A 26,356-nucleotide genomic window follows, 5' to 3' on the forward strand; every position below is an offset into this window, starting at 1 on the left:
CCGTAGGCCCGGTAAGGCGCAGCCGCCACCGGGCAGACCACGTTGCTCCGGCTGCCATCCCTTCTGCTTTATCCCTACGTAAGGATAATCATTGATCTATCCCCACCAGGGGATAAACTTGACATTATCCCTTGTAGGGTATAAAACCAGTTTTATCCCGATAGGGGGATAAATGATGGTGAGGAACAAGGCGATGAATTCCCCGCAGATATACAGTCCGGTTCAGCTGGCCAATTACCTGAAACTGCTGCGCCAGCAAAATCACTGGACTCAGGAGGCGCTGGCCAGCCGGATCGGCATTAAACAGGCGACGCTGTCCAATTTTGAAAATCACCCCGACAAAACCACCTTAACCACCCTGTTTAAGATCCTCCAGTCGCTGGGGGTGGTGATGACCCTGAACGCCAAACCGGCAGAGACGGCGATGATTCCCGATAACACCACGGATCTTGACTGGTAATGGCGACGCTCACCACCTGGATGAACAATGCGCGCGTGGGAACCTTAACCCGCCAGGCCAACGGGGCGCACAGTTTCCGCTATGATGAGGAGTGGCTGCGCAGCCCGCGCGCCAGACCGCTCTCCCTCTCGCTGCCGCTGCAGTATGGCAATATCACCGCCGACGCGGTGTATCACTATTTTGATAACCTGCTGCCCGACAGCCCGCAGGTCCGCGAGCGGATCGTCAGGCGCTATCAGGCGCGTTCGAAACAGCCGTTCGATCTGCTGGCCGAGGTCGGGCGGGACAGCGTAGGGGCGGTGACGCTGCTGCCGCCGGGGGAAGAGGCGCATCTTGCCGCGTTGCGCTGGCAGACGCTGGATGAGGCGCAGCTGACCGCTTTGCTGACCGCCTACCAGTCGGATATTCCTCTCGGAATGGTGACCGGCCAGGACGATTTTCGTATCTCGGTGGCCGGCGCTCAGGAGAAAACCGCGCTGCTGCGAATGGGCGAGCACTGGTGTATTCCGCAGGGCACCACCCCGACCACCCATATCATTAAACTGCCTATCGGCGAGATAAAGCAGCCCAATGCGACGCTGGATCTGCGTGAAAGCGTGGATAACGAATATTTGTGCCTGGCGCTGGCCAGGGCGTTGGGCCTGGCGGTGCCGGAGGCGGAGATTATCAACACGCCGCGGATCCGTGCGCTGGCGGTGACCCGCTTCGACCGGCGCTGGGCGCAGGAGGGGCGCGTGCTGCTGCGTCTGCCGCAGGAGGATCTGTGTCAGGCATTCGGCATACCGTCGTCGATGAAATATGAGTCTGACGGCGGGCCGGGTATCGCCGCGATCATGACCTTTCTGCTGGGTTCCAGTGAGGCCCTGAAAGATCGCTATGACTTTATGAAGTTCATGGTGTTCCAGTGGCTGACCGGGGCAACGGACGGGCATGCGAAGAACTTCTCGCTCTTTTTGCTGCCCGGCGGCAGCTACCGGCTCACGCCGTTCTACGACATTATTTCGGCATTTCCGGTGCTGGGCGGGACGGGACTGCATCTGCGCGACCTGAAGCTGTCGATGGGGCTCAATGCCACAAAAGGGCGGAAAACGGAGATTAACGCTATCTATCCGCGTCATTTTCTGGCGACCGCCAAAGCGGTTAACTTCCCCCGGGAGCAGATGCTGGCGATCCTGGGCGAGTTTGCCGACCGCGTGCCGCAGGCCATCGAAAGCGCCCGCCGGACGCTGCCGTCGGACTTTTCCGCCCACGTCTGGCGGGCCATCACGGAGAACATGCTGAAACTGCACGCCCGCCTGCAGCAAGGGCTGCAGGCGGGATAGCGAAGCCGGCTGGCGGTTAGCTCTGCGGCGGCCCCCAGCGGCTGCGCAGGTAGTTAACCGCCTGGCGGGTCTGCGGCTGATTGAGGTTGTTTTCGCGGAACAGGATGGTGCCCTGGATCTGCGGCAGGGACTCATTGAGGTCGAGCTGTTTTTTCAGCTCCGGCACGCCGCCATCCACCGTCCAGTCAGGTTCATTTTTGGACGGTTCACCCACCTTGTACAGGGCCACGCCGATATACAGCCGGGTATGCGTCGGCTTGACCACCTCGGCCCACCAGTTGGCCAGCACATCGTAGCGCGCCGCATCGCGGGCAAACGGCCAGTAAATCTGCGGGGCGATGTAGTCGAGCAGTCCCTGCTGCACCCAGCTGCGGGTATCGGCATAGGATTCATCATAGGCGGCCGCGCCACGGGTATCAGACCCCGCCGGATCGTGGGAGCGGTTGCGCCACACCCCGGCCGGGCTCACGCCAAACTCGACGTTCGGATTGAGTTTTTTAATGGTCGCGGAGACCTGGGCAATAAGCTGCTGAGTGTTATGCCGCCGCCAGTCGCCCTTCGAGGCATAGCCCTGCCCGTAACGACGGAAGGTCTCGTTGTCGTTAAGCGGGGAAGAAGCGGTTTCGGTGTAGAAATAGTCATCGAACTGCACGCCGTCAATCGGGTAGTTCTGCACCACTTCAGCGACAATGCTGGTGATCCAGTCACGCGCTTCGGGAATACCCGGGTCGAGAACAAAGCGATCGCTGGCGGTGCGGATCCAGTTACGGTGCAGGACGAACACGCTGGCCGGCACCTGAGTGAGGGTGTTGTTCAGCTCGGCAATCGTCGACGGTTTGGTGTTGACCGAGACGCGGTAAGGGTTAAACCATGCGTGGACCTTCATGCCGCGCTTGTGCGCTTCATCCAGCATAAACTGCAGCGGATCGTAGCCGGGGTATTCGCCGATTTTGCCGGTCAGCATATCGGACCACGGCAGAATATCCGACCGCCAGAGCGCCGTACCGTCCGGTTTCACCTGGAAAAAGACGGTGTTGATCCCCAGGCGCTGCAGATTATCGAGTTTGGCGAGCAGCGCCAGCTTCTGCTGGGTGATGCGGCTTTCCGGCGTACTGGCGATAATTGACCCGACCGGCGGCCAGTCAAGGCGCGAGACGGTGGTCAGCCAGACGCCGCGTACCGGCTCCCGGTGCGTCTGACCGGCTTTAACGGCCGCGCTTTTCGGCGGCGTGACGAGGGATTTGGGGGCCTTACTGGTGCAGCTGAACAGCATGCCGGCGGCGATGAGCGCCGCGCCTGCCAGCGCCACTTTGCTGGCTAGGGGGAATCGACGAGAATGGCTGATGATGAACTCCCGTGTAATCAGATCGTCGCGTGTAGCGGCTATTCTCTTACGATTCGCCGGCCAGAGCAATTCCTTGACAGGACTGTTGACATCAGGTGGGAGAGGTCAGTCGGGCTCCCACGCCAGAATATCGCCAGGCTGACACTCGAGCGCCTCGCAGATGCGCGACAGGGTATCAAAGCGGATGCCTTTGACTTTACCTGACTTGAGCAGCGACAAATTCTGTTCGGTAATGCCAACAAAGGCCGCCAGCGCCCTGGACGTCATCTTTTTTTCCACCAGCAGTTTGTCCAGATTCACCACCACAGCCATCGTTAAATAAACTCCTTATTCTCTTCTTCCGCACGGATCCCGTGGAGCATGGCGTGAAATGTCACAAACAGCAAGCTTCCTGTCAGAAGCAGCACCCCGTCGCTGAGCAGAAACACCACCTGGTAATAAGGCTGCGGCCACCAGGCGAGCAGCGGGATGAGAAAGCGGCAGACCGGCAGTAAGATCCCCATCCCCACCATGGCCAGAGCGATGTAACGAACGCTGTGCGCCAGGGAGAGGCTGAGCACGCTGCGCTGGCGGACGCTACGGGTTACCTTCATGCCCTGCCAGATAGCGAACGCGAACAGCCCGGCCGGAAGATACAGCAGGGCCAGCAGCAACAAACGTCTCGCCATCCCAGGCGCCTGGGCCGGGTTGTCGGTTAACGGCACTTCAGCAAAGTGCAGCAGGGTGGAAAGAAAATATCGTTCGCCGGTAAAGAAAATCCACAGCGGCACGATCAGGGCGAGCATAAAAAAGAGGGGCAGTATGCCGCTAATAATAGCCAGACTCAGCCGGGTTCTGGATTGCTTCACAATTTACCTTCCTGATTGATGAGAATAATTAAAGCACCAGCCGCGTCAAGCATGACATAAGGGCCACGGCGAAGACAACGCTCATCGCCCGGACGCCGCGTCGACGGCTGGTAAACCACGGACGGGTCCAGACGCGGTAGAGGCTGAGGGTGATGAACGATGCCTGGATGGTCCAGGTCAGCATCCGAAACAGGTAGCCCATTTTGCCGAGATTCTGCAGGGTCTGGAAAACCTCGGCGAGATAAATAACCCCGGTCACCAGCAAAACATAATTGAGCAGGCGTATTTTTCGCTGCGCCAGCCAGTCGCCGGAAATAAACAGGATCACCGACAACAGCGTTAACAGCGCCCAGACGATATCAATTCCGTTCATTACGCGCCTCCTGTTCATCAGGGGTGGCAGCCAGTAAGAGCTTGATGGCAGGCCCGATCACCGGCCAGGCGGTATCGGAGAGGAGCACTACCGCGGTCTGTCGCTGTCGGTCGAAGGCCATCATTGCCGCAAAGCCGCCACTCTGCCCGTCATGCCAGACGATCTCCCGTCCGCGGACGCGGGTAGTGAACCAGGCATAACCCACCCGGGAATCGGGATCATCGGTGGCGAACAGGGGGGGCATGCCTTCACTGCCCGCCAGGTTTCCTGCCAGCAGCGCCTGGGCATATTTCGCCATATCGACAATCGTGGCGCGTACGCCGCCGGCGGGGGCGAAGGCGTCCATCACCCATGGCTGCTGAGGGAAACCAGAGGCTGACCAGCCCACGGTAAACGTCGGCGAGGCTGGAGTATTGTGCCGGGCCACTTCCGCGTCCTGCATTCCGGCGGGGGCAAAGACCCGTTGCGCCATCAGTGTGGCAAAATCGCGATGAGACGCCCGCTCCAGCGCCAGTCCGAGCAGGGCAAACCCGGCGTTGGAATAATCAAACCATTTCGTCGGCTGCAGAGTGGCCTGGTTCATCATCGCGATCAGCGCGGGTCGATCGTAGCGCCAGGGATTCTGCCGCCGGGCAATGTCGCTCAGAATAGCCAGCCGCTGCCCAACCGACGCGGTGAGCGGTGGCAGTCCTGAACGGTGAGAAACCAGTTGCTCCAGGGTAACGTCCCGCACCGGGCTGACAATCTCCGGGACCAGCGCCGACACCGGCGTCTGCGCGGTGACTTCGCCGCGGCGAATAGCCTCCAGCAGCAGGCTGGCGGTCATGGTTTTGCTCAGGCTGGCGATCTCATACTGCGTCGTATACTCGCTCCCCCACAGGCCGTAGCGCACCCCCTGAGGGGTAATCAGCGCGGCGGCGACCTGTCCGCGGGCGCCGTTAAGCAGAGGCGTTAATATCGAGACCAGCTGTTTATCCCCCGTCGTCCGGGAGCTGGGGGGATGAAAGCCGGGCTGCAGGGCGATCCCCGCCGCCACGATGACGGTAAAAACCAGCACGGCGGCAATGATCTGTCTGTCCCGGCGATAGCTGTTCCAGCGCATGTTTTCTCCTTAACGCGGTACGACATCCAGGTGAGGGAATACCGTTTCTCCCTGGTGTTAGAGTGAGCGCAGGTTAGCCTGGTGTTTATCGTTTTACAATAAATTTTTATCGTTTTATGATTAACTTTATGAGCAGTAAAGCAGACACACCCGGCGCGGTGTGGAGAACGCGGGGGGCAATAGAGGCCAGGGGATAAAGTGCGCTGACGAAGGGCGGTACTCGCCAGCGAGAAATGTCGGCTATGCCGATATACCGGGAGAAGAAAACTCAGCGGATCCGCGACTGCTCGTCGTCGCGCAGCGTCAGCACCTCAAATCCGTTGGCGGTGACGGCCACGGTGTGTTCCCACTGCGCGGAGAGTTTTTTATCGCGGGTGACCACCGTCCAGCCATCCTTTTTGGTCTTGATACGACTGTCGCCCTGGTTCACCATCGGTTCAATAGTGAATACCATGCCTTCCCGCAGCACCTCGCCTTCACCGGGCCTGCCGTAGTGCAGCACCTGCGGCTCTTCATGCATTTCCTGACCGACGCCGTGACCGCAGTATTCTCTGACCACGCTGTAGCCATGGTCCTCGACCCAGCGCTGAATAGCGTGGCCAATATCGCCCAGCGTCGCGCCGGGTTTCACCACCTCAATGCCTTTCCACATCGCTTCGTAGGTGGTCTTTACCAGCCGGCGAGCCAGCGGGGAAACGTCGCCTATCAGGTACATCTTACTGGAGTCAGCGATCATGCCCGCTTTCTCGAGGGTGATATCGACGTTAACGATCATCCCGGAGCGCAGATGCTCGGTCGCCTTCGGGATCCCATGGCAGACCACATCGTTAATCGAGGTATTCAACACATAGGGAAAGTCGTATTGCCCCTTGCTGGCCGGGCGGGCGTGCAGCTGGTTGACGATAAAATCTTCCACTCGATCGTTGATTTCCATCGTCGTCACGCCGGGGACGATAAAGGTATCCAGCATGTTAAACACCGATGCCAGCAGCTGGCCGGCATGGCGCTGGCGCGCGAGCTCATCGGCGGTTTTAATGATTATTGATGGCATTGATCACCTCCAGCAGACGGTCAGAGCCGGATTTCAGCATCAGCAGTTTGATCTGCTGGTGGTTAAGCTCGGGGTAGAGTTCGCTCATCATGCCCAGGCGGATCCAGTATTCCGCCTGGGCATTAACGGAGCGGGACATGGCTTTGCTGGCATCACGAATGTCATCGTGCAGCAGATCGGAGATTTTGACGATTCCCATAGAAACAGACCATATATGATTCGTAGATGTATCGTATACAAACCAGCTCGGGATGTCCTTGGCATTTTGTGGCGTGGGTGACGAGCGTCATGCAAAAAAGCCCGACCAGCGGGCTTATTTACCGTATTTTTACAGGTTAAAAATTCGCGCGGCTCACCATGGCGAAAATTACCCATTAGGTTATCGGTATGCGGAATGAAAATAACATGATGACGACGCATCAATATATTTTATGCAGGTGTTAATTTTGCGTATGAATATTCTCCCGTCAGGCCGGGAATCCGGGGAATTTACAGCGCGTCAGTGAGTTTATCCACCACCACTTTACCCGCATTATCGAACTGCGTAATGCGGAAGCTGTCGCTCCAGGAGCGGCGGGTGGTGAAGCGGTCAAACAGGGATACCCGGCCTTTACGCTGGCCATCTTTACTTAAAATAACCCATTCAGTTACCGAAGAATAATGCTGACTATTGTCATGACGACTCTGTTGTTCAACCAACCGATCTTCTTTTTCCACTTTTAAATAATCACGCAACATATTTAACCTCCATAGAAAGTATTATTAACATTACTCTTTTTATTTATTCTTTCAATCAAACTTTTTAATCAATAAAAGTAACTATTAGTGGGCGACCTAAGTGCGAAAATCGCCGAGGTTATCCCCCGAAGATGGCCTGGTCCACTACGCTTAACAGGAGTGTCCGCCGCGCGGTCGGCGGTTGTCCGGGCCGGAAAGGCGACCATAAAACACCTTAACCTTGTATTCATTATGGGCGTGATTCTGTTATATCTAATGCGTTTTGCCACGACCGAGCCACAGAGAGCGCTGTACCATGAGTAACGATCACCTGACGGACATTGCCTATCGCCACTTTATTGAAAGTGTTAAAGATTATGCCATCTATATGCTGAGCGCCGACGGGACCGTCATTAGCTGGAATGAGGGCGCCCGCCGGGCAAAAGGGTACCTGAGCGATGAGATCATCGGTCGCTACTTCGGTCTCTTCTATAGCGAAGCCGAACAACTCTCCGGGGTGCCGGCGAATAATCTGCAAATTGCCCTGCGTAGCGGGCAGTTCGAAGGCGAAGGCTGGCGGTATCGTAAAGATGGCTCCCGGTTCTGGGCGCATGTCATGATCAATGCCATCCGCGATGAGCAAAATAACCTGCTGGGCTTTGCCAAAATTACCCGCGACATCAGCGAACAGAAGGCGATCAATGACCGCATCGCGTGGATGGCGCGTTACGATGCGCTGACCGGTTTACCCAATCGGGTGGAGTTCTTTGAGCGGGTGGAAAAGCTGATCACCGGGAATGACGCCCGCCGCTTTGCCGTTTTCACCATCGATTTAGATAAGTTTAAAGAGATTAACGATCTGCAGGGCCATCTTATTGGCGATCAGCTGCTGCAGCGCGTGGCAGGCGCCGTACTCAAAACGCTGCAGAAGGAGGAGATGGTCGCCCGCTTCGGCGGCGATGAGTTTGTGGCCGTCAAACCTTTTGCCGATGAAAGCGAGGTGGACGCCTTTGCCGCCCGTCTCTGGCACTGCTTCAGCGGTAAGCAGACGTTTGCCGCGACGGAAGTGATCCTTTCCGCCAGCATGGGTATCTCCGTCTACCCGGAGGACGGGACGGATATTAATACGGTTCTGAGCAATTCCGATCTGGCCATGTATCGGGCAAAGAGCAGTCTCGACCACAAGATTTGCTGGTATGAACGCGAGATGGACGACAAGACGCGGCAGCGGAATATGATGGCCGCCGACATCCGCCGCGGTATTCAGGCGGGGGAGTTTTCGCTTCACTATCAGGCGATCCGCAATATTAAAGATCGTCGCATCACCGGTTATGAAGCGCTGTTGCGCTGGCAGCATCCTCAGCTGGGCGCTATTCCGCCGGACGTGTTTATTCCCATTGCCGAAGAGAGCGGCGCCATCGTGCCGTTAGGCTACTGGGTGCTGGAGCAGGTGTGTAACGAAGCGCTGGAAAAGGGTCTCAACAGAAAAATTTCGGTCAATATCTCGCCGGTGCAGCTGCGTCATCGTAGCTTTATCGAAAAAGTCCGCGAGATCCTGATGCGTACCGCCTATCCGGTCAGCCTGCTGGAGTTTGAGGTCACCGAGACGGCGTTTATCGTGAACAAGCAGCTGGCATTCAGCGTCCTGCATCATCTGCAAAAGATGGGGATCAGTATCGCACTGGATGATTTCGGCACCGGCTACTCCTCCCTGAGCATGCTGCGCGATTTTCATTTCGACGTCATCAAGCTCGACCGCAGCTTTATGCTGGATGTGGAGAGCAATCCCCAGGTCCGCTCATTCGTGCGGGCCATTATTTCGCTGGGCAACTCGATCAATACGCCGCTTATCGCCGAGGGCGTGGAAACCGCAGGACAACTGCAGATCCTCGAAGAGGAGGGATGTGACGAAATGCAGGGGTTCCTGTTCGGCGAGCCGGTCGATATTAAACACCTGCCCGATCAGCGCTGAATCGCCCGCCGTCCGCTGGTGGGCGCAAGGTCATCACTGATGCGCAAGCGCTGCCTGCCCGGAAAGGTGCAGCAGCGCGGAGCGCAGGGAGACCTCGAACATCTGACCATGGGTCAGCCCAGGGTAGCGCCAGAAGGCCACCCGCAAGCCGTTGTCCGCCAGTTGCTGTTGGGTCTGACGCAAAACCGCCAGGGAAGCCACGTGCCCGGACGGCTCTCCAGGGGCTTTGCCATCCCCCTCCAGCAGATACAGCGATTTCCCGGCGAAAGCCGCGGCATCGATGTTTTTGCTGTCTTTAAGCGGAGACTCGAGTGCCTGGCCGAGCGACGGGCTGGTGGAATAAAAGATATGGAACAGGTCGCTCTTACGCCACGCGTCGAGTACAAACAGTCCGCCATAGGAGTGACCCCAAATAGCGCGCTGGCGGGGATCGATTTTCAGCTTAGCTTCTGCTTGCGGAACCATCGTTTCGCTCAGCAGCTGGCGAAACAGGTCATTACCCCCGGTTTTTCGCGGCGGCAGCGCGGATTTTCCGGCGCGAGGTTGATGCGTCTTAAGCGGCGGAGTGTAATCCCAGGCCCGGGCTGCGGTATCGAAGGGCAGCGCCGTCTGGTAACCAATAGCGACGATGACCGGCGGGGAACCAGCGGAGAGCTGTTGCAGAAACGCGTCGTTGAGTTTATCCATCACCGCGTTGCCGTCCAGCATATACAGCACCGGATAACCGGCGGCCGGCGGCGCTTTATCCGGCACCGCGGTCCACACCCGGTAATGGCGTTCGCCATCGGCAGAGTCGTACTGGCGCTGGGTAAAATGGTAGAAAGCTGACCCTTTGTCCGCAATATTCGGCCCCAGCGGCTGCAGATCCGGCCGGGCGAAACTGCCGCTGCTGTAGAAGAGCGCGGCGCCTATCGCCAGCGTCAGCAATCCGTGCGCCTGCCGCGCTGTGATGATCCCTGAATCCTGCTTCACCTCGTCTGTCCCCCATTTTCTGTCATCTGGCGTTTTGCCTGGGCTGACACGTTAGCATAGCTTCATTGATAATGGTTCTCATTTCTTTTCATGCGCGCTGTAGCAGGCTGCATGCCGCTAAGGCTGGTGGCGGAATCAGTCTAACAGAAGGAGAGATGGCCGCCTGTCGGCGGCCGTGAGAGAAAAGTCAGGACCGATCGTGAAGGGTGCTAAGCAGTTTTTTGACCAGCGGGGTAAGCGCCATAACCAACAGCGCAATAATGACAATCAGTAAGATCGTCAGACCCTTATGGTGATTGATAAGCACCAACAGCATAGCCAGCGTCATGGGCATGCTCCTTTAATAACGGTATTCAGCGCCGCTGAGGTGAATGAAATTCAGCAGAATGGTCATCACCACCCAGGCCAGCAGCAGAAAGCGTCGTCTGTCGCGTCGCGCTTCCAGGGCGGCGAAATAATTAGCGCTATACCAGGTCGATATAATAATAGCCAGCGTGATGATGACCTGCCAGACCGCCTGACGATAGCCTGTCACAATGCTTATCCCGCGAAAGCAGAGGACGATCGCGATACCATTAAGCGCGTTACACATCAGCCATCCCCAAAGGCTTGCGGGCCGGCTAAATAAATATCCAAATCGTAAAACCAATGTCGTATACACCTTTCCAAAATAATCGCGCTGTAAAATGCATTTTAACGCTGGAAGCGGTATTGATATAAATCAAAACTAATGGGATAGCGCAGGAATCACTGACGCGCGGCACTCACGACCTGAACAGCAAAGCAAAGGATGCAAAGCCTTTTAATGGTTAATATGCTGTTTTTATTGGTCATTTTTCCATATTGATAAGAGCTGTCGCATAATAAATAGAGTTGATAGCCATTCGATATGCGTTAATTTCCCCGGTTATTATTGTGAGTGACGTGATAACGGAGAAAATTAGATTTTTCGTAATGCTTGATTTCTGCGAGACCAATAAAATAAGGCGATGGCCGGGGGCAGAGCCCCGGCCGGTGGGCACTTAACGGGGTAGCGCGTTATGCTGGAGGATCTTCAGGAAGTCATTTTTGTCGGAGATTAATGACAACGCATTCGCGATCAGCTCATCGCTGAATATCGAGGCAATTTCTTTGAGCACGTCAATATGCTCTTTCTCTTTCGCAATCACGCCAATGGCAATAAACATCACGTTGCCGCGATCCCAGATAACGCCATCAGGAAACTGATAGATCTCAATCCCGGTTTTAAGAATGATATCCGTCGCTGATTTCGGCAGATGCGGCAGGGTGATGCCATTGCCCAAAAAAGTGGAAACCTGATGTTCACGCTCCAGCAGAAAGTGAACGCACTCCTGATTGACATAGCCTTTGGCTTTACACTCTGCGCCAATCATGGCGATGACTTCCGCTTTATTACTGGCCTTGCAGCCGATGTGCAGATTATCCAGCGTGATGTTATCGATCATAGCCAACCTCCCTGGTGAGACGAGTAGATTTTTTATCCTCATGATTCGCTGACAGCTCCGCTTCTAACTGCTCCAGCGATTTATTGGAGGTCTCCGGCAGGGCGAACACCACGAACAGAATCGCCAAATAGTTGATGGCCGCGAAGATAAAGAAGACCGGCCCAAGGCCCAGTTTCGCCTGCAGCAGCGGGAACAGGTAGCTGACCACCGCGTTCATGATCCACATGAAAAATACCGAGATCCCCATCGACAATCCGCGGAATTTCAGCGGGAACAGCTCGGCTAACACCACCCAGGTGATAAAGCCCATCGAACCCTGCATCACGCCGACGAACAGCGCGCCCAGCAGCCAGATAGCGGTGGCTTTGAGGTCGCCCACCAGGGTGTAGTCGACCGCGGCGATAATCAGGTGCAGCGTGGCCATAATGGCGAAGCCGTAGATAATGATCGTCTTACGCTTAAAACGATCGACGAGAAACAGCACGCCAATCAGCATACCGCCGACGGAGAAGACGCCGTTCAGCACGTTACAGATCAGCGAGGTACGCTCTGAGAAGCCGGCGGCACTCAGGATTTCCGTGCCGTAATACATAATCACGTTCACCCCGGTGGTTTGCTGCAGCGCGGCCCAGGTAATGCCCACCAGCAAAATTTTGAGGATCCATGGCGTTTTGAGGATAGTGGTGAAGGTGTTCTGGGTGCTGTACTTATTGCCGGCTTCAATTTTGATCAGGGTGGAGATGTCGTCGAATTCTTTCTGCGCGCGTTCCGCCGGGCGGATCTGTTTGAGAATATGCAGCGCTTCCTCGTGGCGGTTTTTGCTAATCAGCCAGCGCGGACTTTCCGGCGCGCGCCACATGCCAACAAACAGGCAGATAGCGGGGATCGCCTGCACCAGCAGCATATAGCGCCAGACGTCCGGCAGATGGCCCCAGATGATGCCAATGATCGCGTTAATGGCAAACGCCGCCAGCTGGCCGATAACGATGGCGACTTCATTCAGGCCGGTCAGCTTACCGCGCATCTCGGTGGGCGCCACTTCAGAAATAAAGGTGGGGGCGGTGACCGAGGCGCCGCCGACGGCGTAGCCCAGCAGGGCGCGGGCAATCAGCAGGGTAGTGATATCGGGAGCCGCGGCGGAAAGCAGGGCGCCGATAAGAAAAACAAAGGAGAGGAAGAGCAAGTATTTGCGCCGGCCGAAGTAGTCGGCGAACTTACCGCCAAACACGCTGCCCAGCGCGGCGCCGATCAGCAGGACACTCATTACCAGCCCTTCGGTGGTCGGGGTCAGCGCCATGTACTGCTTCAGTGAGGAAAAGGCGCCGTTGATAACGCCGGTGTCGTAACCGAAAAGCAGGCCGCCGAAGGTGGCCACTAAGGTGATCTGATGAAGTCGTTTTCTCTGTTGCTGGTTCAGGTTTGTTATAAATGACATGGTAGTCCCTTTATTTTGTTGAACGACACAAGATAAAAATACATCTCCCCAGTCAGGATTTATCACGCCTGTGTTGTCGTATCTAACTGAATTAAATGATTTTCTTCTTTGTGTAATTGCTCAGCACAAGGCAGGGTACGCTAAGCAATGGCGGTCAAAGAGGTTTACGGCTTGGTGTTGGCATGGATGTCGTCGATATCCGTTCTCCTTTTCGGGTTAGCGGTCTTCAGTGCGTCGGCAGCGCCGACGTTGGCCGCAGGACAGCGCCCTGGTGTGGCACGTTGCTGTCGTTCCGGCGATTTACCGTGCTAAGAATATGGCACAAAGAAATGGAATGAGAATGCTACAAGATCACATTATGAAAATTTAATTTCAAACTGGTGTTGCAGGAAGGTAAATGCATGAAGCCAATCACAATGGCATACGGCGCTATATCCCTATGAAATGCGGGTTAAATTTGCGAGTTAGTAATAATGATGTTGTTTTCAGTGGGTTAATGTAACTCAAAGAATACAACGCAGATCACATTTTTACGCCATAATATCGAAGAATAGAATTTATATTTCATTACTCTGTTCAGGGAAAATTGTGGCTGGCGATGCTGTGATGTCAGTCTGGCTGGCGTCGCGCAGGCCATCGACGCGTTGGCGCTGAGGGAGGCTATGGAAGGAGGTATCGCGGGATGGATGCCGGCGATAACCCTGCCGAGAGGGGCACTCACGGCAGGGTTGTGGCAAAAAATCAGTGCAGCGCGGGCCAGTAACCTTCGTTGGCGACGATCAGCTCATCGAGAATCGCTTTCGCCACCGCGGCGCTGGGCACCGTTTTTGACAGGGTGATGGCCTGCCACAGTTTCTGGTAGCTTTTCTCAATCCAGGCGTCAACGACCAGCTTCTCCACCGCCACCTGCTGCTCCATCAGTCCTTTCTGGAACGAAGGGATTTTTCCCATCGCCAGCGGTTCCGGGCCGTTGACGCCCACCAGGCAGGGGACTTCCACCATCGCCGTCTCGTCAAAGTTGGCGATCGCCCCGTTGTTTTCCACGATCAACAGCATCCGCTCCTGGGTGTTAAAGGCGATGGCGCAGGCGAGGTCGACGATGAAGGTGGCATGGGCCCCGGCATGGAAATGCGCGCCTTCCGCGGTGCCGCGACGAGTGATCTCCCGGGCCATATCGAAGACCTCTTTTTCACGTCCGGCCATCACTTCGTTAGCCCGCGTAAAGTCCGGGTCAGAGTGGGCTACCTCGTAGTCAGGATAGAGGTAGTATTTCAGATAAGTGTTAGGCAACGTCAGGGGATCGAGGGCAAACACATCCTTCACTTTTTTAAAGGTTTCGATCCAGCTCGGCGCTTTATGCTGAAAATCATCTTTTGGGCTACTGTAACCCTGCTCCGCCACGTGACGCTTGAGCGCCGGCATCAGATCGTTACCGGCTTTATCGGTGATGCTGGTCCACCAGCCAAAATGATTCAGGCCATAGTAGCGGACGTTCAGCGCCTTACGCGACGGCAGACCGAGGATATCGGCAAACAGCCCCTCGATGGCCACCGGCATATCGCAGATGTTGATGATGCGCGCGTCGGGCCGCAGGCGACGGGTCGCTTCCGCGACGATGGCCGCCGGGTTGGAGTAGTTAAGCATCCACGCCCCCGGGGCGTACTGCTGCATATAATCGACCAGCTCCAGCACGCCGGCAATCGAGCGCATACCGTAGGCGATCCCTCCCGGCCCACAGGTTTCCTGACCCGGCACGCCATATTTCAGCGGGATTTTTTCATCCTTTTCCCGCATCTCATACAGGCCAACGCGAATATGCGCCATCACAAAATCCACGTCGGTGAAGGCCGCCTGCGGATCGGTGGTATAGCTGAATTTTACCTGCGGGAAGCGTTCCGCCACCAGAATGGCGCAGGCGTCGCCGATGGTCTTCTGACGCTCGTAATGGTTATCGTACAGACGGATCTCCCGCAGGGGAAAGCGCGCCATATTTTCCAGCAGCATCATGACAATCCCCGGCGTATAGGTACTACCGCCACCGGCAATCGTGACCACAAAGTTATCTTTCATTTACCACCTCGTTATTCAGTTACACCCAGACTGGCGTTGACCGCCGTTCGAATTTTGTTAACCCCCAGGCCGTAGATCACCTGAACATGATTACCTTTAATCAGCACGCTGCTCCCGCCGCTCTCTTTTAACAGCGTCTGCTGGATGAGTGCGGGGTCGCGCACATCGACCCGCAGGCGGGTAAAACAGTTTTCCACCGCACAAACATTTTCTTTGCCGCCCAACCCCGCAATCACCATCGCACCTTTGTCTGACTCGCCATTTGCCGGATCCGTCTGTTGGGAACGCACCGTATCGGCAGCGGCTTCGCGCCCCGGGGTAAGCATTCGCAGGCGGTTAATACAGAAGGTGCCGACCAGGTACATGGTGGCGGTCTCCAGCAGCCCGAGGGCGACAAACACCGGCCAGCGCGTCACGCTGGCGCCGGCGGGCAGGTTATAGACGACAAAATCGATAAGACCGTTGGTGGCGCAGACCCGCACGTGAAACAGCCAGGCCAGCATCTGGAAAAAACCGTCCAGCAGGGAGTAGATAAGCCACAGCAGCGGGGCGGTGAAGATGAAGAGAAACTCAAAAGGTTCGGTGATCCCCACCAGCACGGAGGTGACAATTAAGGGGATCAGCGTGACTTTGAGCCGCTGTTTATTCTCCGGTTTCGCCGTGCGATAGAAAGCGAGCGCCATACCGGCGGTGCCGAAAATCTTCACCATCCCATAGGTCAAAAACCGGGCGGAATCACTGAGCGTGTCAACGGGATGACGGGCGATTTCGGCGAGAAAAATAGGCTTGGCGCCAATGACGGTCTGGCCATCAATCAGCAACTGACCGCCGATAGAGGTAAAGACGAACGGCGACCAGATCAAATGATGCAGCCCGGTGGGGATCAGGAACCGGTTGAGAAAGCCGTACAGGAAGACCCCGATGGCGCCAAAGGATTTCATAAAGCCGGTCAGCGCCGAGATACCCAGCTCCACCACCGGCCAGAGATAGACGGTGGCGATAGCAAACAGGCCCACCAGCGGCAGCATCACGATCAGCACCAGCTTGCTGTTGCCGTAGATCGACAGCGCGCCGCGAAACTCAATGCCAACCACGCGATTGTGAACAAAGGCGACGGCGCAGCCAAGGATAATACCGAGGAACACGCCCATATCGATGACCTGAAAACCGAAGATATAGGTTTGTCCGCTGCCATATAGTTGCGCGTTGGTGGCTCCGGTCGCCAGACGATGGGTCAGGGTCAGCCAGCTGTTGTTCGCCGCCAGATAGACCAGCCAGGTCATGGCCGCCACGAAAGCGGCTTCGGCTTTGCGGGTTTTCGCCAGACCGCTGGCCAGTCCGAGGCAGAACAGAAACCCGAGATTGTTCATCAGCGCCCAGAGCATGCTGGAGACGAATTTCCCCAACAGATAGATCCCGCTGCTTTCATCCACCCACAGCCGGTTGGTGGTCATGCTGAACAGGGCGATCAACAGGCCGATAGCCGGCAGATACAGCACCGGCCCGATCATCGCCTTGGAAAAGTCCTGAAGCTTTTTCACGCCAATCATGGTTGTCCTCTCGTCTTCATCGCCCGCTGTCATCACCTGATCAATAGGCTTATCAGACTAGGAGCAGACCACCGGGATCCCGAGCAGGAAAAAGGCCATCTGTGACGAAAGTCATATATATTGTTGCAGGAGAGATATATAAATATAGCCATTTTTATAGATGAGTTAACGCTGCTTATGGCGCGTGAAAATTAATTTTTATGAATAAATACAATGCATTAAATGCAGCTGCATTTGACGTCATTCCTCTCGGTGAGACATCTAAAAGTGATTTATAAAAAGATTGCCACAGAACTGAAGGCCCGCATCAACAGCGACGACTATGCCGTCGGCGATATGCTGCCCAGCGAAAAAGCGCTGGCTGCGGAGCTGCAGGTCTCGGTGATGACGCTGCGCAAAGCGCTGGCGCTACTCGAGGAGGAAAAGCTGATCGCCCGGCGGCACGGCAGCGGAACCTGCATTGTGCGTAAAAGTAACTATCATGGCGGAGAGCTGGAGGGATTTAACTACCAGATGCAGGTGGTGGGGGTCACCAACTACCGCAATAAGGTTATTGAGTTCACCTTGCTTGACGCCCCGCCGGCCATTGCCCAGCAGTTAAAGATCCAGCCGGGAGAAAAAATCTACTACGTCAGGCGGCTGCGGCTGATTGATGAGGTCCCGATCCTGGTGGAGAACAGCTACATTCCCTACGCCGCTTTTCCGTGGCTCAGCGTGGGTAACCTTGAGCAGTCTAAGTTCAACTATTTCAAAAAAGAGTGCCATATCACCATTATTGAGAGCCACCGCAGCTATACCCCGGTGCTGGCGACCCGCGAGCAGGCGGAGCTGCTGCAGGTGGCGCCTAACAGCCTCCTGCTACGGGTGCAGTCTGTCAGCTACGCCCAGAACCGGGCGATCGTTGATTTCTCAGAGATCTACCAGAACACCAGTAAATACAATGTGAAGCACATTACCCGCCGCTAGGATGATTCCGCCAGCAACCCCCGGAGGACAAGCTCCAGCCCCAGCGCCAGCAGGAACAACAGAAAGCCCTGACGAAAGCGCTGCGGGCTGAGACGCGAGCGGATCCGCTGTCCCAGCCACATGCCGAGCAGCGCGGGCGCCAACGCCAGCGCCGATAGCAGCAGCGAATCTGCGCGCCAGCCAGCGTGCAGAGAGAGGCCGGCCGCCATCGCCAGAGTGGACAGGGTGAACGACAATCCCAGGGCCTGGACCAGCTCGTCGCGACGAAAGCCCAGCGCCTGCAGCCAGGGCACCGCCGGAATAACAAATACCCCGGTCGCCCCGGTGATCACTCCGGTCAGTCCGCCCATCAGCGGCGACAGGCGCTTTTCCATGCGTGCAGAAACCTGCACCGCCGGACCACGGAGTGCGTATCCGGCATAAGCTATCAGCACGGCGCCCAGCGCTAGCGCCGACCACCGCGGGTTAAGATGGATGAGCAGTGACGATCCCGCCAGCGTGCCGATAATCATCCCGGTCATCATTAACCAGAGGCGACGCGCAATCTGCGCCAGCGCGGGGCCGGCCAGCAGCTGCCAGAGATTGGTCAACAGCGAGGGGAGCACCAGCAAGGCCGCCGCGGCCGGTGGCGGCATCAGCAGGCCAAGCAGGCCCATCGCCACGGTGGGCAGCCCCATACCGGTCACCCCTTTGACCAGCCCAGCGGCGATAAAAATCAGCAGTAAACAGAGAGTGTGGAGATCAAACATCATGGCTCACCTATCGGCTCAGAGAAGGGCATTGAAACAGCTGGTCGCGGGGGGGACAATGCGGTATGTTGCCCAAAGTCTACGGTAAAACCGAAGGGAAGGAGGGCGTCATGCGACTGGATCTCGCCGATCTGCGGCTGTTTATCGCCATCGTGGATACCGGCAGCATTACCGGCGGGGCGGCGGCGGCCCATCTGGCACTGGCCTCCGCCAGCGAAAGGCTGCGCAAAATGGAGGCGGAGGTCGGTGTGCCGCTGCTGCACCGTCATGCCCGGGGAGTGACAACGACCGAGGCCGGGGAGGTGCTGGCGCGCCATGCTCGTCCGTTGTTAGAGCAGCAGCGGCGTCTGCGCCAGGCGATGCACGCCTTCGCCCGCGGTCAGCAGGGAACGCTGCGCCTGTTTGCCAATACCTCGGCGATGTCGGCTTTTCTGCCGGGCAAACTCGCCGCGTGGATGGCAGCGCATCCCGGGATACAGATCGACACCGAAGAGCGCACCAGCGCGGATATTGTCAGCAGCATTCTGGCGGGCTTAGCGCAGGCCGGGGTGGTGTCCGATGCGGTCGATCCCGGGCCGTTGCGTCTGGAGCCCGTCGCGGAGGATCCCCTGGTGCTGATCGTGCCGCCGGCCCATGCCTTGAGTGAAACAGCCGAAGTGGCTTTCGCGACGATTATCCATGAGCCGCTGGTCGCGCTATATCAGACCAGCGCACTGCAGCAGCATATCGAAGAGCAGGCCGCCGGGCTCGGCCAGGCGCTGAACGTCCGCATCAGGATGAGCCATTTTGAAGGGCTTTGCGAGATGGTGGCTCACGGTGCCGGCGGGGCGATCCTGCCGCGGGTTATTGCCGAACGCTACCAGCTGCGCTACCGGTTCACCGTTATCACATTGCAGGATCGCTGGGCGCTGCGTCGGCTGTGCCTGTGCTATCAGGATGACGACCGCCTGTCGCCAGCAATGCGCCGCTTGCTGGAGTGGCTCCGCCAGCCCTGAGCCGCTATAAACATGGCCATGACGTAGTGACAGTGTCACTTTTTATGGCGGTTATTGCTACTGACTTCCGTGCCAGAGATGCGATAGTAGACGTCCGCCATTTATTAATACGCGAATCAGGACAGACAAGATGAGTACATTACCAAAGGTCGCGGTGCTGGGACTCGGCGCCATGGGACACGCTTTTGCCAGCAATCTACTGAAGAAGGGCTTTACCGTCGCGGGCTGGAACCGTTCGCCAGCGCGCGGCGAGGATTTACAGGCGCAGGGATTATCTCTGCACGCCACGCCGCAGCAGGCGGTGGCCGATGCTGAGGTGATCATCAGTATGCTCGCCGACGGTCAGGCTACCCTGGAGGTACTGGCGCAAATTGCGCCTGCCTGTCAGCCGCAGGCGATCTATTGCCAGATGGGCACCATTGGCCTGCCGGAGACCCAGCAGGCTATCGCCTTGCTGCGGGAGCTTCAGCCGGCGATGACCTTCGTCGATGCTCCGGTTTCAGGGACCAAAGCCCCGGCGGAGAAGGCGCAGATCCTGGTGCTCGCCAGCGGGGAGCGTGAAAAATGTGGCGCGGCGGAGCAGATATTTGCCGCTATCTCACGTGGGACGCAGTGGTTTGGTGAGGCGGGCAACAGCCAGAAAATGAAGCTGGTCCTCAATGCCTGGCTGATTTCGATGATGCAGGGCATCGCGGAAAGCGCTCAGCTGGCGAAGACGCTGGGCTTTACTCCCGACCAGCTGTGGAGCGCCCTGGAAGGCGGCCCGCTGGCCGCACCGTATGTCAAAGTCAAACTGGACGCCATCGCCAATGAGCAATTCGTGCCGCAGATGCAGCTGGCGCATGCGCTGAAAGATGCCCGGCTGGCGCTTTCCCTGGCCGAGCCGCACACCATGCCGGGGCTGGATAACATCGCCGAACTGTGGCAGCAGGCGGCGGACGCAGGATATGCCGGGCAGGATTTGTCCTCGATATATCAGTGGCTGTCGACGTCGGCGAAAGCGTAGTACCGCATCCTCAGGAAAAAGTGGCCGTGGTGGCCACTTATCCAGAGAAGAGTTATTTCCCGGAGAGAGCCGGGCGAGTGTCGATCCCTTCGTCAATGCGCTTGATCATATAGGGAAAAAACGGATTGGAAGACTGGCGCATCAGCGAGTCCAGGCCCACTACCAGCACAGAACGCTCGCCGCGAGCTGCAAACGTGCCGAGGCTGATCCCGTATTGATTCAGCGGATGGGGATAGCGTCCGTACAGCGAATCGCTCAAGGGGAAGGGAAGCGCGACATGAGAAAGCGAATACACGTCCGGTAAATAATGCAGTCCCTGTAGCTTCTCCACCGTAGTGTCTGTTTTCCCGGCAGGTGTTGTTCGGATCTCCATCTCTGTACTGGCGGAATTGGCGTTAGTGATGATCGTGGTTTGATAAGCTCGCGGCGCTGCGGGCAGCAACCGCGCCAGCGCGGTGTAAGACGTCCGGCGTAATAATGAATTAAACCTGACCGCATGATTTAAATCGAACAGGACAATTTCACTGCCATTATCCGGCAAGCGGTTATACAGCGCCGTCACGATCGCCCGCGTACTGACCGTTGAATCCATGACGGACTGAAAGGTCAATACCGGCGGTAAGCTGTTAAGTTTCTGATTTCTCGCGTCAGCCACTATCTGCTTTTGCAGCGCTTTGGTCAGCAGGAAGGACTGCCGGGCGGCGTTCGTCGGGAAGGAGTTATATTTAAACGGATTAAATTCGGGCATGATGTTTAACCATGCGGCTTTCGAGAAGGCGGGGAGAAACGCGGGCCAGCCCGCGAGGCCGGAAAAACGCGCGAAGCTAGTAATACCGATCATCGGAGAAATCAGGATCACCCGCTGGGGTTTTGCCAGTTCGGCATTATCCAGCGTGTCCAGCGAATACTTCATTGCCAGCGCGCCGCCGTTGGAAAATCCGACGATATGCAGGGGCGCATCTTTACCCGTCAGTCGTTTCGCTTCTCTCACCGCCAGGCGCGTGGCGGCCAGCCAGTCCTGCCAGTCCACGTCGGTCAGCCCGGCGGGAACCGTCCCATGGCCCGGTAATCTGATACCGATGGCGACATAACCCTGTTGGCGGTAATTTTCGGCGATATGCCGCAGGCTGTAGGGCGTATCCGTCAGACCATGCAGCAACACCACGGCACCTTGCGGTTTACCATCCGGCATCATGATGTATGACCGATTCCAGTTGGTGGGAAACGAGTCCGGATAGATAGGGCTGTGACTGTAGTAACGATTCAGTTCGGTTTGCTGCGAAGCGTCCAGCTTATCGGTAACCTGGCGTTTTACCTCACTGAAGAGCGCATTCTCTTTTTTGATGTAATCGTTCCAGTCAGCATTGTCGATTTCATCCGCGTCCATCTCATGCGGAACCCAGGTATGCCAGAGCTGCAGATCGGGCCCGCGCTGAATGTCATAAAGGCGTAGTCCCAGAGCGCCAACGATCAACAGCAGCAGGGACAACACGATACGTTTTAACCAGGTTAGCCATTTCAATGCGTAGCTTCCTTTCTTAATGACATGTTTTCTGAGTATAAATAAACATGGTCAGGGAGATTTACTTTTTATTAGGTTTCCTGTTACCCAGGCGTTGCAGCAGCAGGTGAGCAAGTTCTTTGACTTGCAGCGAATAACCTGGCAACCCCCTGAGACGAGGATACGACGGCACGCCACTCATTTTTCACAAGTCTCGCCTGAGGACGTCATTCTCAGGTGTAACAACAGGCTTAACGATGCAGGTAAAACGGTCAGTGTAACCAGCGTGGCAATCAGTAGCCCCCCAATAATCGCATAGGCCATCGGTCCCCAGAATACCTGATGGGAGATGGGGATCATCCCCAGAATGGCGGCACAGGCAGTCAGGCAGATGGGGCGCGCACGATGCTCTGCGGCCGCAATAATGGCGGCATCGCTTGCCATCCCCTGAGCAAGATTGCTGTCAACCTCGCTAATTAGTATGACGGCGTTACGAATGATCATGCCAGCGAGCGCAATCACGCCAAGCAGAGCGACAAATCCCATCGGTGTTCCGCCAGGTAACATAGCCAGTACGATACCCGGTAAACCAAACGGGGCCATCAGTATAGCCAACGCCATACGGGAATAGTTGCGCAACTGGAGCATCAACAGCAAGAGCATGATGACCAGTGTCACCGGCAGAACCGCATAGACCGAACTATTACCTTTTTCCGATTCAGCAACCGCGCCTCCTTCTTCAATGCTGTAGCCTTCAGGCAGTTCCGCGCGCAACCTGTCTACCGCTGGTCGCAACGCTGCGGATACTGCTTCGGCGCGAAGTCCCGGTGCGAGGTCAGTTTGCACGGTGATGAAAGGCAAACGCTGTCGACGCCAGATCACCGGATCATCCACGCCCCAGACTGGTGTGGCAAAGGCGCTGAGGGGGATTTGTTTACCGTCATTCCCCTGAATAGTCAGCGAAGAGAAGGTGGCGAGGTTAAGACGCTCATTGTCCCTGGCCCGGAGCACTACATCGACAAGGCGGTCATTTTCGCGAACCGACGTGACTATACTGCCGGACCAGACGGTATTGAGCATCCGGGCCAGACTTTCTGACGACACACCCGCAGCCCGGGCGGCGGTCTGATTGACCTTGAGGGTCATGACTCTCTCCGGCTCGCCTGCCGTCTGATTAACCTCGCGGGAAGAGGGCGACCGACCAATGACATCACTCAGGCGATTCGCGATCGACCTGACCTTCAGATAGTCAGGCCCACTCACCCGGTATTTGACTGGCCACCCGACCGGGGGCCCAAGTTCCAGGGGCGATACGCGCGTGATGATGTCGCTAAAGCGCGTAGCCAGTATCCTGTTTAACTGTCGATGAAGACGATCCCGCGCTTTAAGATCTTTAGCCACCACCACCATCTGGGCGATATTTTCATTTGCCAGAAGCACATCCATAGGCAGGTAAAAACGGATCGCTCCCGACCCAACGTATGTCGAAAAGCGCTCAACGTTGCGGTTGCCTGCCAGGGCCTTCTCCAGCTTTTCAACCCTATTTTGCGCTTCCGACTGCGAGGCATTTGCCGGTAGCGTCAGGCTTACCAGCAATTCTGGCCTGTCGGAGGCGGGGAAAAACTCCCCCTGCATAAAGGTTGTTCCGTATACGGACAGACCAAGCACAATGAGGGCAATACACACGGTGGCGAAGCGGTGACGCAACGCCTTGCGCAGTAGCCACTGGTATCCGCGGGCCATCCATCCAGGACCTTTCGCCTTCTGTCTGATGTTGTCAGATAACAGCCACGTGCCGGTTAACGGTGAAAACAGGATCGCGACAACCCATGAGCACAGCAGGGCGATGAGCACCACGGCAAACAGGGAAAAGCAATATTCACCGGCGCTGGACGCAGCAAATCCCACGGGAATAAACCCGGCAATCATCACAAGGGTGCCCGTCAGCATCGGAAATGCGGTCGTTTTAAAAGCCCGGGTAGCCGCCTGCCGGCGGGAATCCCCGGCTTCCAGACCAGAGACCATGGTTTCCACGGTGATCATGGCGTCATCGACCAGCAGGCCCAGCGCGATAATCAATGCGCCGAGAGAAATACGCTGCAGACCTATTCCTGCCAGCATCATTCCCGTAAAGGTCATGGCCAGAACCAGGGGGATGGCCGCAGCCACGACCAGTCCAGCTCGTAAACCCAGTGAGACAAACGAAACGGCCAGGACGATCGCCACGGCTTCGATAAGCACCCGGATAAACCCGCTTACGGCGTCGCTGACCACCGCTGATTGATCGGCAACCTTGACCATCTCAATACCGTGCGGCAGCGTGACGCTGATGGCATACATTTTTGCATTCAGTGCGGCGCCGAAACGCAGCATATTACCCGTCGGCGCCATCGAGATAGCCAGCCCGATGGCGGGTTTGCCGTTGACCCGATAAACCGGTTGGGGAGGCTCGCCGTTTTCCCGGCTAACGGTGGCAATATCCGTCAGAGGAAGGTAACGATCGTTAATATGCAGCGTGACGGCACGTAAGCTCGCTTCAGATGTCAGCTCCCCGCTGACCTTTATCGCCATATTTTCCTGTCCGGTGCGGATTATACCTGCCGGGACAACCGCATTTTGTGCTCTGAGAGCATCCGCTACCTGCTGGATGTTCAGCCCCATACCTGCCAGACGCGCTGGAGAAAAAGAGAGGACTATCTGTTCCTGCTGCTCACCCAGCAGAGTGGTTTTTCCGATATCCGGTAACGACATGAGTTCCCGGCGAATGGTCTCAACTTGGTCCCGGACCTCCCGTAGGGTATAGCCCTCAGGTATAAAGCCATAAATCGTACCGAACGTGTCATCAAACTCGTCGTCGACGGCGGGGCCCTGAACGCCTTCTGGCAACGACGGGGCAATGTCCTGCATTTTCTTACGTACCTGATACCAGATATCCGGCACCTTTTCCGGCGGGGTATCGTCACGAAGATTGACATAAATAACGGATCTCCCGGCACGGGTTTCACTTTCGAGATAATCAAGCCAGGGGGTTTCCTGCAGCTTTTTTTCCAGCGTATCGGTCAGCAGTCGGGTGGTATCCGTTACGGATGCCCCGGGCCATTGCGCGGAAACGACAGCCGTTTTAATCGTAAACGCCGGATCTTCATTACGTGGCAGCTTCTCATAACAGAACGCGCCCATAGCAATGATCAGCAGCATGAAGAAACTGACCATCTGTTGATTATTTAGCGCCCAGGCGGAGAGGTTAACTTTCTCATTCAATACTGGTTTCATGATTCGCACTCCCCGGCAATCACCGGCTCGCCGGAGCGTAATTTACTCACGCCGGCGGTAATTACCCGGTCGCCTGGTTCAAGGCCGCCGGAGATAATGACCGAGGTGGCGGTATAGTATGCTGGCACCACCACGCGAAGCTGTGCCTGCGACTGCGGATTAATTACATAAACTGCCGGTTTGTCGCCGACACGGCTCAGCGCTGAAGCGGGAAGGGCGTATCCATGCGGGCCGGTTGCGGGTAACGTGACGGTGACGCTGGCGCCCAACGCCATTGCCAGCGGCGGGTTTTGCAGAGTAGCCCTGACGCGCCATGTGCGGGTCTGAGGATCGGCCTGCGGGCTGATATCTCTTAGCGCGGCGGACGCTTGCACCGACGGGTCGTTGAGGAGGGACACTCGCAAGCCAGCCTGTTCCTGTGGCGGGATCGCATCGGGTTTAGCGATATCAAACACCACATCGCGGGCTTCACCGGTCGCCAGCGTCAACACCGACTGACCACCACTGACCACCTGACCTGCAGAGGCGCTTACTTCGGTGATCACGCCGCTTTGCGGCGCCATCAAACGCGTCCAGCCAAGGCTTTCCCGGGCATTACGCAATGCGGACTCGCTGTTTTTTAAACGCGCGCGGGCGACAAGCCAGTCTGCGCGGGCGGTATCGAGCTGCGTGCGGGCAATCGCGCCTGTTGGCATGAGCTTTTGCATTCGGTTGAGGTTAAGTGCAGCAACCTGAGCAGAGGCTTTGGCTCCTTCATAATCAGCCTGTGCGCCATCGAGCTGATTCTGACTGGTTGTATTTTCAAGCGTGGCCAGCAGTTGCCCTGCATTGACCCGATCGCCAATATCGACGCTACGCGTCACTATCCGGCCGCCGGTACGAAAGCTGAGAATCGTTTCATCGTGCGCATGGATCTCTCCGGTTCTTTCCAGCGCGGGAAGGGTTTGCGCTGAGCCAACAACAACGTAGCGCACCGTTCGCACAGGATCAGTCGTATTACCATGGTTGTCCCCGCATCCGGGCAGCAGAAAAATCACTACCGAAAGAAGGGTCAGAGGGAGAAAGTGCAGCCAGGAAAGGGTGCGCGCCACGTCGTACAAATGGTGCAGACTGTGGCGGAGGGAGAGTAAAAATTCATCTGACATAACGCCGCTCCATATAGGTTACGGCGTTATTAAATGCG

25 protein-coding genes are annotated in these 26,356 nt (G+C 56.8%); 6 read left to right on the forward strand and 19 right to left on the reverse strand.

The window, feature by feature from the left end; genetic code table 11:
- The first annotated feature begins 193 nt into the window (after window positions 1-193).
- Window positions 194-460 (forward strand): type II toxin-antitoxin system antitoxin HipB, encoded by a 267-nt coding sequence (gene hipB, locus CE636_RS28135; protein WP_004205921.1) that lies wholly within the window; start codon window positions 194-196, stop codon window positions 458-460.
- The gene (locus CE636_RS28140) at window positions 460-1,782 is read left to right on the forward strand and encodes a type II toxin-antitoxin system HipA family toxin (protein WP_017900381.1); all 1,323 of its coding nucleotides are present in this window, start codon (window positions 460-462) and stop codon (window positions 1,780-1,782) included. The genes hipB and CE636_RS28140 overlap by 1 nt, the downstream gene beginning before the upstream one ends.
- A 16-nt stretch (window positions 1,783-1,798) precedes the next feature.
- Here CE636_RS28140 and CE636_RS28145 read toward each other — a convergent pair whose 3' ends face one another.
- The 8 genes from CE636_RS28145 to CE636_RS28185 form a co-directional block, all read right to left on the reverse strand.
- Window positions 1,799-3,091, reverse strand: coding sequence for a glycoside hydrolase family 10 protein (locus tag CE636_RS28145; protein ID WP_017900382.1), 1,293 nt, complete (start codon window positions 3,089-3,091; stop codon window positions 1,799-1,801).
- 141 nt (window positions 3,092-3,232) lie between these two features.
- On the reverse strand, window positions 3,233-3,439 hold the full coding sequence (locus tag CE636_RS28155) for a helix-turn-helix domain-containing protein (protein ID WP_004205917.1): 207 nt from the start codon (window positions 3,437-3,439) through the stop codon (window positions 3,233-3,235).
- A gap of 2 nt (window positions 3,440-3,441) precedes the next feature.
- On the reverse strand, window positions 3,442-3,975 hold the full coding sequence (locus CE636_RS28160; RefSeq protein WP_004205916.1) for a DUF2975 domain-containing protein: 534 nt from the start codon (window positions 3,973-3,975) through the stop codon (window positions 3,442-3,444).
- A gap of 28 nt (window positions 3,976-4,003) precedes the next feature.
- Window positions 4,004-4,348, reverse strand: coding sequence for a hypothetical protein (locus tag CE636_RS28165; RefSeq protein ID WP_017900383.1), 345 nt, complete (start codon window positions 4,346-4,348; stop codon window positions 4,004-4,006).
- Complete coding sequence (locus CE636_RS28170; protein ID WP_017900384.1) at window positions 4,335-5,450, reverse strand: serine hydrolase domain-containing protein; 1,116 nt, start codon at window positions 5,448-5,450, stop codon at window positions 4,335-4,337. The genes CE636_RS28165 and CE636_RS28170 overlap by 14 nt, the downstream gene beginning before the upstream one ends.
- Before the next feature lie 268 nt (window positions 5,451-5,718).
- On the reverse strand, window positions 5,719-6,501 hold the full coding sequence (map, locus tag CE636_RS28175) for a type I methionyl aminopeptidase (protein ID WP_017900385.1): 783 nt from the start codon (window positions 6,499-6,501) through the stop codon (window positions 5,719-5,721).
- Window positions 6,482-6,700, reverse strand: coding sequence for a ParD-like family protein (locus tag CE636_RS28180; RefSeq protein WP_002904808.1), 219 nt, complete (start codon window positions 6,698-6,700; stop codon window positions 6,482-6,484). The genes map and CE636_RS28180 overlap by 20 nt, the downstream gene beginning before the upstream one ends.
- A gap of 290 nt (window positions 6,701-6,990) precedes the next feature.
- Window positions 6,991-7,239 carry a hypothetical protein gene (locus tag CE636_RS28185; protein WP_004205912.1) on the reverse strand — a complete coding sequence of 83 codons (249 nt, stop codon included), beginning with the start codon at window positions 7,237-7,239 and terminating at the stop codon, window positions 6,991-6,993.
- Window positions 7,240-7,534: 295 nt separating this feature from the next.
- Here CE636_RS28185 and CE636_RS28190 point away from each other — a divergent pair, with 295 nt between their 5' ends.
- Complete coding sequence (locus CE636_RS28190) at window positions 7,535-9,190, forward strand: putative bifunctional diguanylate cyclase/phosphodiesterase (protein ID WP_017900386.1); 1,656 nt, start codon at window positions 7,535-7,537, stop codon at window positions 9,188-9,190.
- A gap of 33 nt (window positions 9,191-9,223) precedes the next feature.
- On the opposite strand, the gene CE636_RS28195 is transcribed toward CE636_RS28190, so the two are convergent.
- The 7 genes from CE636_RS28195 to CE636_RS28225 form a co-directional block, all read right to left on the reverse strand.
- On the reverse strand, window positions 9,224-10,162 hold the full coding sequence (locus CE636_RS28195) for an alpha/beta hydrolase (RefSeq protein ID WP_017900387.1): 939 nt from the start codon (window positions 10,160-10,162) through the stop codon (window positions 9,224-9,226).
- A gap of 187 nt (window positions 10,163-10,349) precedes the next feature.
- A complete protein-coding gene (locus CE636_RS29125; RefSeq protein ID WP_017900388.1) occupies window positions 10,350-10,490 on the reverse strand; it encodes a hypothetical protein in 141 nt (46 codons plus the stop codon).
- A gap of 12 nt (window positions 10,491-10,502) precedes the next feature.
- Window positions 10,503-10,754, reverse strand: a complete 252-nt coding sequence (locus CE636_RS28200) for a hypothetical protein (RefSeq protein ID WP_004205908.1) — start codon at window positions 10,752-10,754, stop codon at window positions 10,503-10,505.
- A gap of 430 nt (window positions 10,755-11,184) precedes the next feature.
- Window positions 11,185-11,628 carry a PTS sugar transporter subunit IIA gene (locus CE636_RS28205; RefSeq protein ID WP_004205906.1) on the reverse strand — a complete coding sequence of 148 codons (444 nt, stop codon included), beginning with the start codon at window positions 11,626-11,628 and terminating at the stop codon, window positions 11,185-11,187.
- Entirely contained in the window at window positions 11,618-13,063 is a 1,446-nt protein-coding gene (locus CE636_RS28210; RefSeq protein ID WP_017900389.1) for a sugar porter family MFS transporter, read from the reverse strand. The genes CE636_RS28205 and CE636_RS28210 overlap by 11 nt, the downstream gene beginning before the upstream one ends.
- Before the next feature lie 741 nt (window positions 13,064-13,804).
- On the reverse strand, window positions 13,805-15,133 hold the full coding sequence (locus CE636_RS28220) for a 6-phospho-alpha-glucosidase (protein ID WP_017900390.1): 1,329 nt from the start codon (window positions 15,131-15,133) through the stop codon (window positions 13,805-13,807).
- An 11-nt stretch (window positions 15,134-15,144) separates the two neighbouring features.
- Window positions 15,145-16,683, reverse strand: coding sequence for a PTS transporter subunit EIIC (locus CE636_RS28225; protein ID WP_017900391.1), 1,539 nt, complete (start codon window positions 16,681-16,683; stop codon window positions 15,145-15,147).
- 267 nt (window positions 16,684-16,950) lie between these two features.
- Between CE636_RS28225 and CE636_RS28230 the strand changes: the two genes are divergently transcribed.
- Window positions 16,951-17,649, forward strand: a complete 699-nt coding sequence (locus CE636_RS28230) for a GntR family transcriptional regulator (RefSeq protein WP_025999255.1) — start codon at window positions 16,951-16,953, stop codon at window positions 17,647-17,649.
- Here CE636_RS28230 and CE636_RS28235 read toward each other — a convergent pair.
- Complete coding sequence (locus CE636_RS28235) at window positions 17,646-18,398, reverse strand: sulfite exporter TauE/SafE family protein (RefSeq protein WP_025999256.1); 753 nt, start codon at window positions 18,396-18,398, stop codon at window positions 17,646-17,648. The two genes, CE636_RS28230 and CE636_RS28235, sit on opposite strands and share 4 nt — an antisense overlap.
- Before the next feature lie 110 nt (window positions 18,399-18,508).
- On the opposite strand from CE636_RS28235, the gene CE636_RS28240 reads away from it, so the two are divergent.
- Both CE636_RS28240 and CE636_RS28245 read left to right on the forward strand, forming a co-directional pair.
- A complete protein-coding gene (locus CE636_RS28240) occupies window positions 18,509-19,393 on the forward strand; it encodes a LysR family transcriptional regulator (protein ID WP_017900394.1) in 885 nt (294 codons plus the stop codon).
- Window positions 19,394-19,523: 130 nt separating this feature from the next.
- Window positions 19,524-20,399: an NAD(P)-dependent oxidoreductase gene (locus tag CE636_RS28245; protein ID WP_017900395.1), complete on the forward strand. Its 876-nt coding sequence runs from the start codon at window positions 19,524-19,526 to the stop codon at window positions 20,397-20,399.
- Window positions 20,400-20,451: 52 nt separating this feature from the next.
- Here CE636_RS28245 and CE636_RS28250 read toward each other — a convergent pair whose 3' ends face one another.
- The 3 genes from CE636_RS28250 to CE636_RS28260 form a co-directional block, all read right to left on the reverse strand.
- Window positions 20,452-21,921, reverse strand: coding sequence for an alpha/beta hydrolase (locus tag CE636_RS28250; RefSeq protein ID WP_017900396.1), 1,470 nt, complete (start codon window positions 21,919-21,921; stop codon window positions 20,452-20,454).
- Window positions 21,922-22,098: 177 nt separating this feature from the next.
- Window positions 22,099-25,173, reverse strand: a complete 3,075-nt coding sequence (locus CE636_RS28255; protein WP_017900397.1) for an efflux RND transporter permease subunit — start codon at window positions 25,171-25,173, stop codon at window positions 22,099-22,101.
- Complete coding sequence (locus CE636_RS28260) at window positions 25,170-26,318, reverse strand: efflux RND transporter periplasmic adaptor subunit (RefSeq protein WP_017900398.1); 1,149 nt, start codon at window positions 26,316-26,318, stop codon at window positions 25,170-25,172. Before CE636_RS28260 ends, CE636_RS28255 begins: the two co-directional genes overlap by 4 nt.
- Window positions 26,319-26,356: the final 38 nt, after the last annotated feature.

It is taken from the genome of Klebsiella sp. LY (genome assembly GCF_004010915.1).
Classification (GTDB): domain Bacteria; phylum Pseudomonadota; class Gammaproteobacteria; order Enterobacterales; family Enterobacteriaceae; genus Klebsiella; species Klebsiella quasipneumoniae.

What these genes read in the sequence shown, in the direction of transcription:
- hipB (WP_004205921.1), top strand. Translation starts at nt 194, where the DNA reads ATGAATTCCCCGCAGATATACAGTCCGGTTCAGCTGGCCAATTACCTG.
- CE636_RS28140 (WP_017900381.1), top strand. Translation starts at nt 460, where the DNA reads ATGGCGACGCTCACCACCTGGATGAACAATGCGCGCGTGGGAACCTTA.
- CE636_RS28155 (WP_004205917.1), bottom strand. Translation starts at nt 3,439, where the DNA reads ATGGCTGTGGTGGTGAATCTGGACAAACTGCTGGTGGAAAAAAAGATG.
- CE636_RS28165 (WP_017900383.1), bottom strand. Translation starts at nt 4,348, where the DNA reads ATGAACGGAATTGATATCGTCTGGGCGCTGTTAACGCTGTTGTCGGTG.
- CE636_RS28170 (WP_017900384.1), bottom strand. Translation starts at nt 5,450, where the DNA reads ATGCGCTGGAACAGCTATCGCCGGGACAGACAGATCATTGCCGCCGTG.
- map (WP_017900385.1), bottom strand. Translation starts at nt 6,501, where the DNA reads ATGCCATCAATAATCATTAAAACCGCCGATGAGCTCGCGCGCCAGCGC.
- CE636_RS28180 (WP_002904808.1), bottom strand. Translation starts at nt 6,700, where the DNA reads ATGGGAATCGTCAAAATCTCCGATCTGCTGCACGATGACATTCGTGAT.
- CE636_RS28185 (WP_004205912.1), bottom strand. Translation starts at nt 7,239, where the DNA reads ATGTTGCGTGATTATTTAAAAGTGGAAAAAGAAGATCGGTTGGTTGAA.
- CE636_RS28190 (WP_017900386.1), top strand. Translation starts at nt 7,535, where the DNA reads ATGAGTAACGATCACCTGACGGACATTGCCTATCGCCACTTTATTGAA.
- CE636_RS29125 (WP_017900388.1), bottom strand. Translation starts at nt 10,490, where the DNA reads ATGACGCTGGCTATGCTGTTGGTGCTTATCAATCACCATAAGGGTCTG.
- CE636_RS28200 (WP_004205908.1), bottom strand. Translation starts at nt 10,754, where the DNA reads ATGTGTAACGCGCTTAATGGTATCGCGATCGTCCTCTGCTTTCGCGGG.
- CE636_RS28205 (WP_004205906.1), bottom strand. Translation starts at nt 11,628, where the DNA reads ATGATCGATAACATCACGCTGGATAATCTGCACATCGGCTGCAAGGCC.
- CE636_RS28210 (WP_017900389.1), bottom strand. Translation starts at nt 13,063, where the DNA reads ATGTCATTTATAACAAACCTGAACCAGCAACAGAGAAAACGACTTCAT.
- CE636_RS28220 (WP_017900390.1), bottom strand. Translation starts at nt 15,133, where the DNA reads ATGAAAGATAACTTTGTGGTCACGATTGCCGGTGGCGGTAGTACCTAT.
- CE636_RS28225 (WP_017900391.1), bottom strand. Translation starts at nt 16,683, where the DNA reads ATGATTGGCGTGAAAAAGCTTCAGGACTTTTCCAAGGCGATGATCGGG.
- CE636_RS28235 (WP_025999256.1), bottom strand. Translation starts at nt 18,398, where the DNA reads ATGTTTGATCTCCACACTCTCTGTTTACTGCTGATTTTTATCGCCGCT.
- CE636_RS28240 (WP_017900394.1), top strand. Translation starts at nt 18,509, where the DNA reads ATGCGACTGGATCTCGCCGATCTGCGGCTGTTTATCGCCATCGTGGAT.
- CE636_RS28245 (WP_017900395.1), top strand. Translation starts at nt 19,524, where the DNA reads ATGAGTACATTACCAAAGGTCGCGGTGCTGGGACTCGGCGCCATGGGA.
- CE636_RS28255 (WP_017900397.1), bottom strand. Translation starts at nt 25,173, where the DNA reads ATGAAACCAGTATTGAATGAGAAAGTTAACCTCTCCGCCTGGGCGCTA.
- CE636_RS28260 (WP_017900398.1), bottom strand. Translation starts at nt 26,318, where the DNA reads ATGTCAGATGAATTTTTACTCTCCCTCCGCCACAGTCTGCACCATTTG.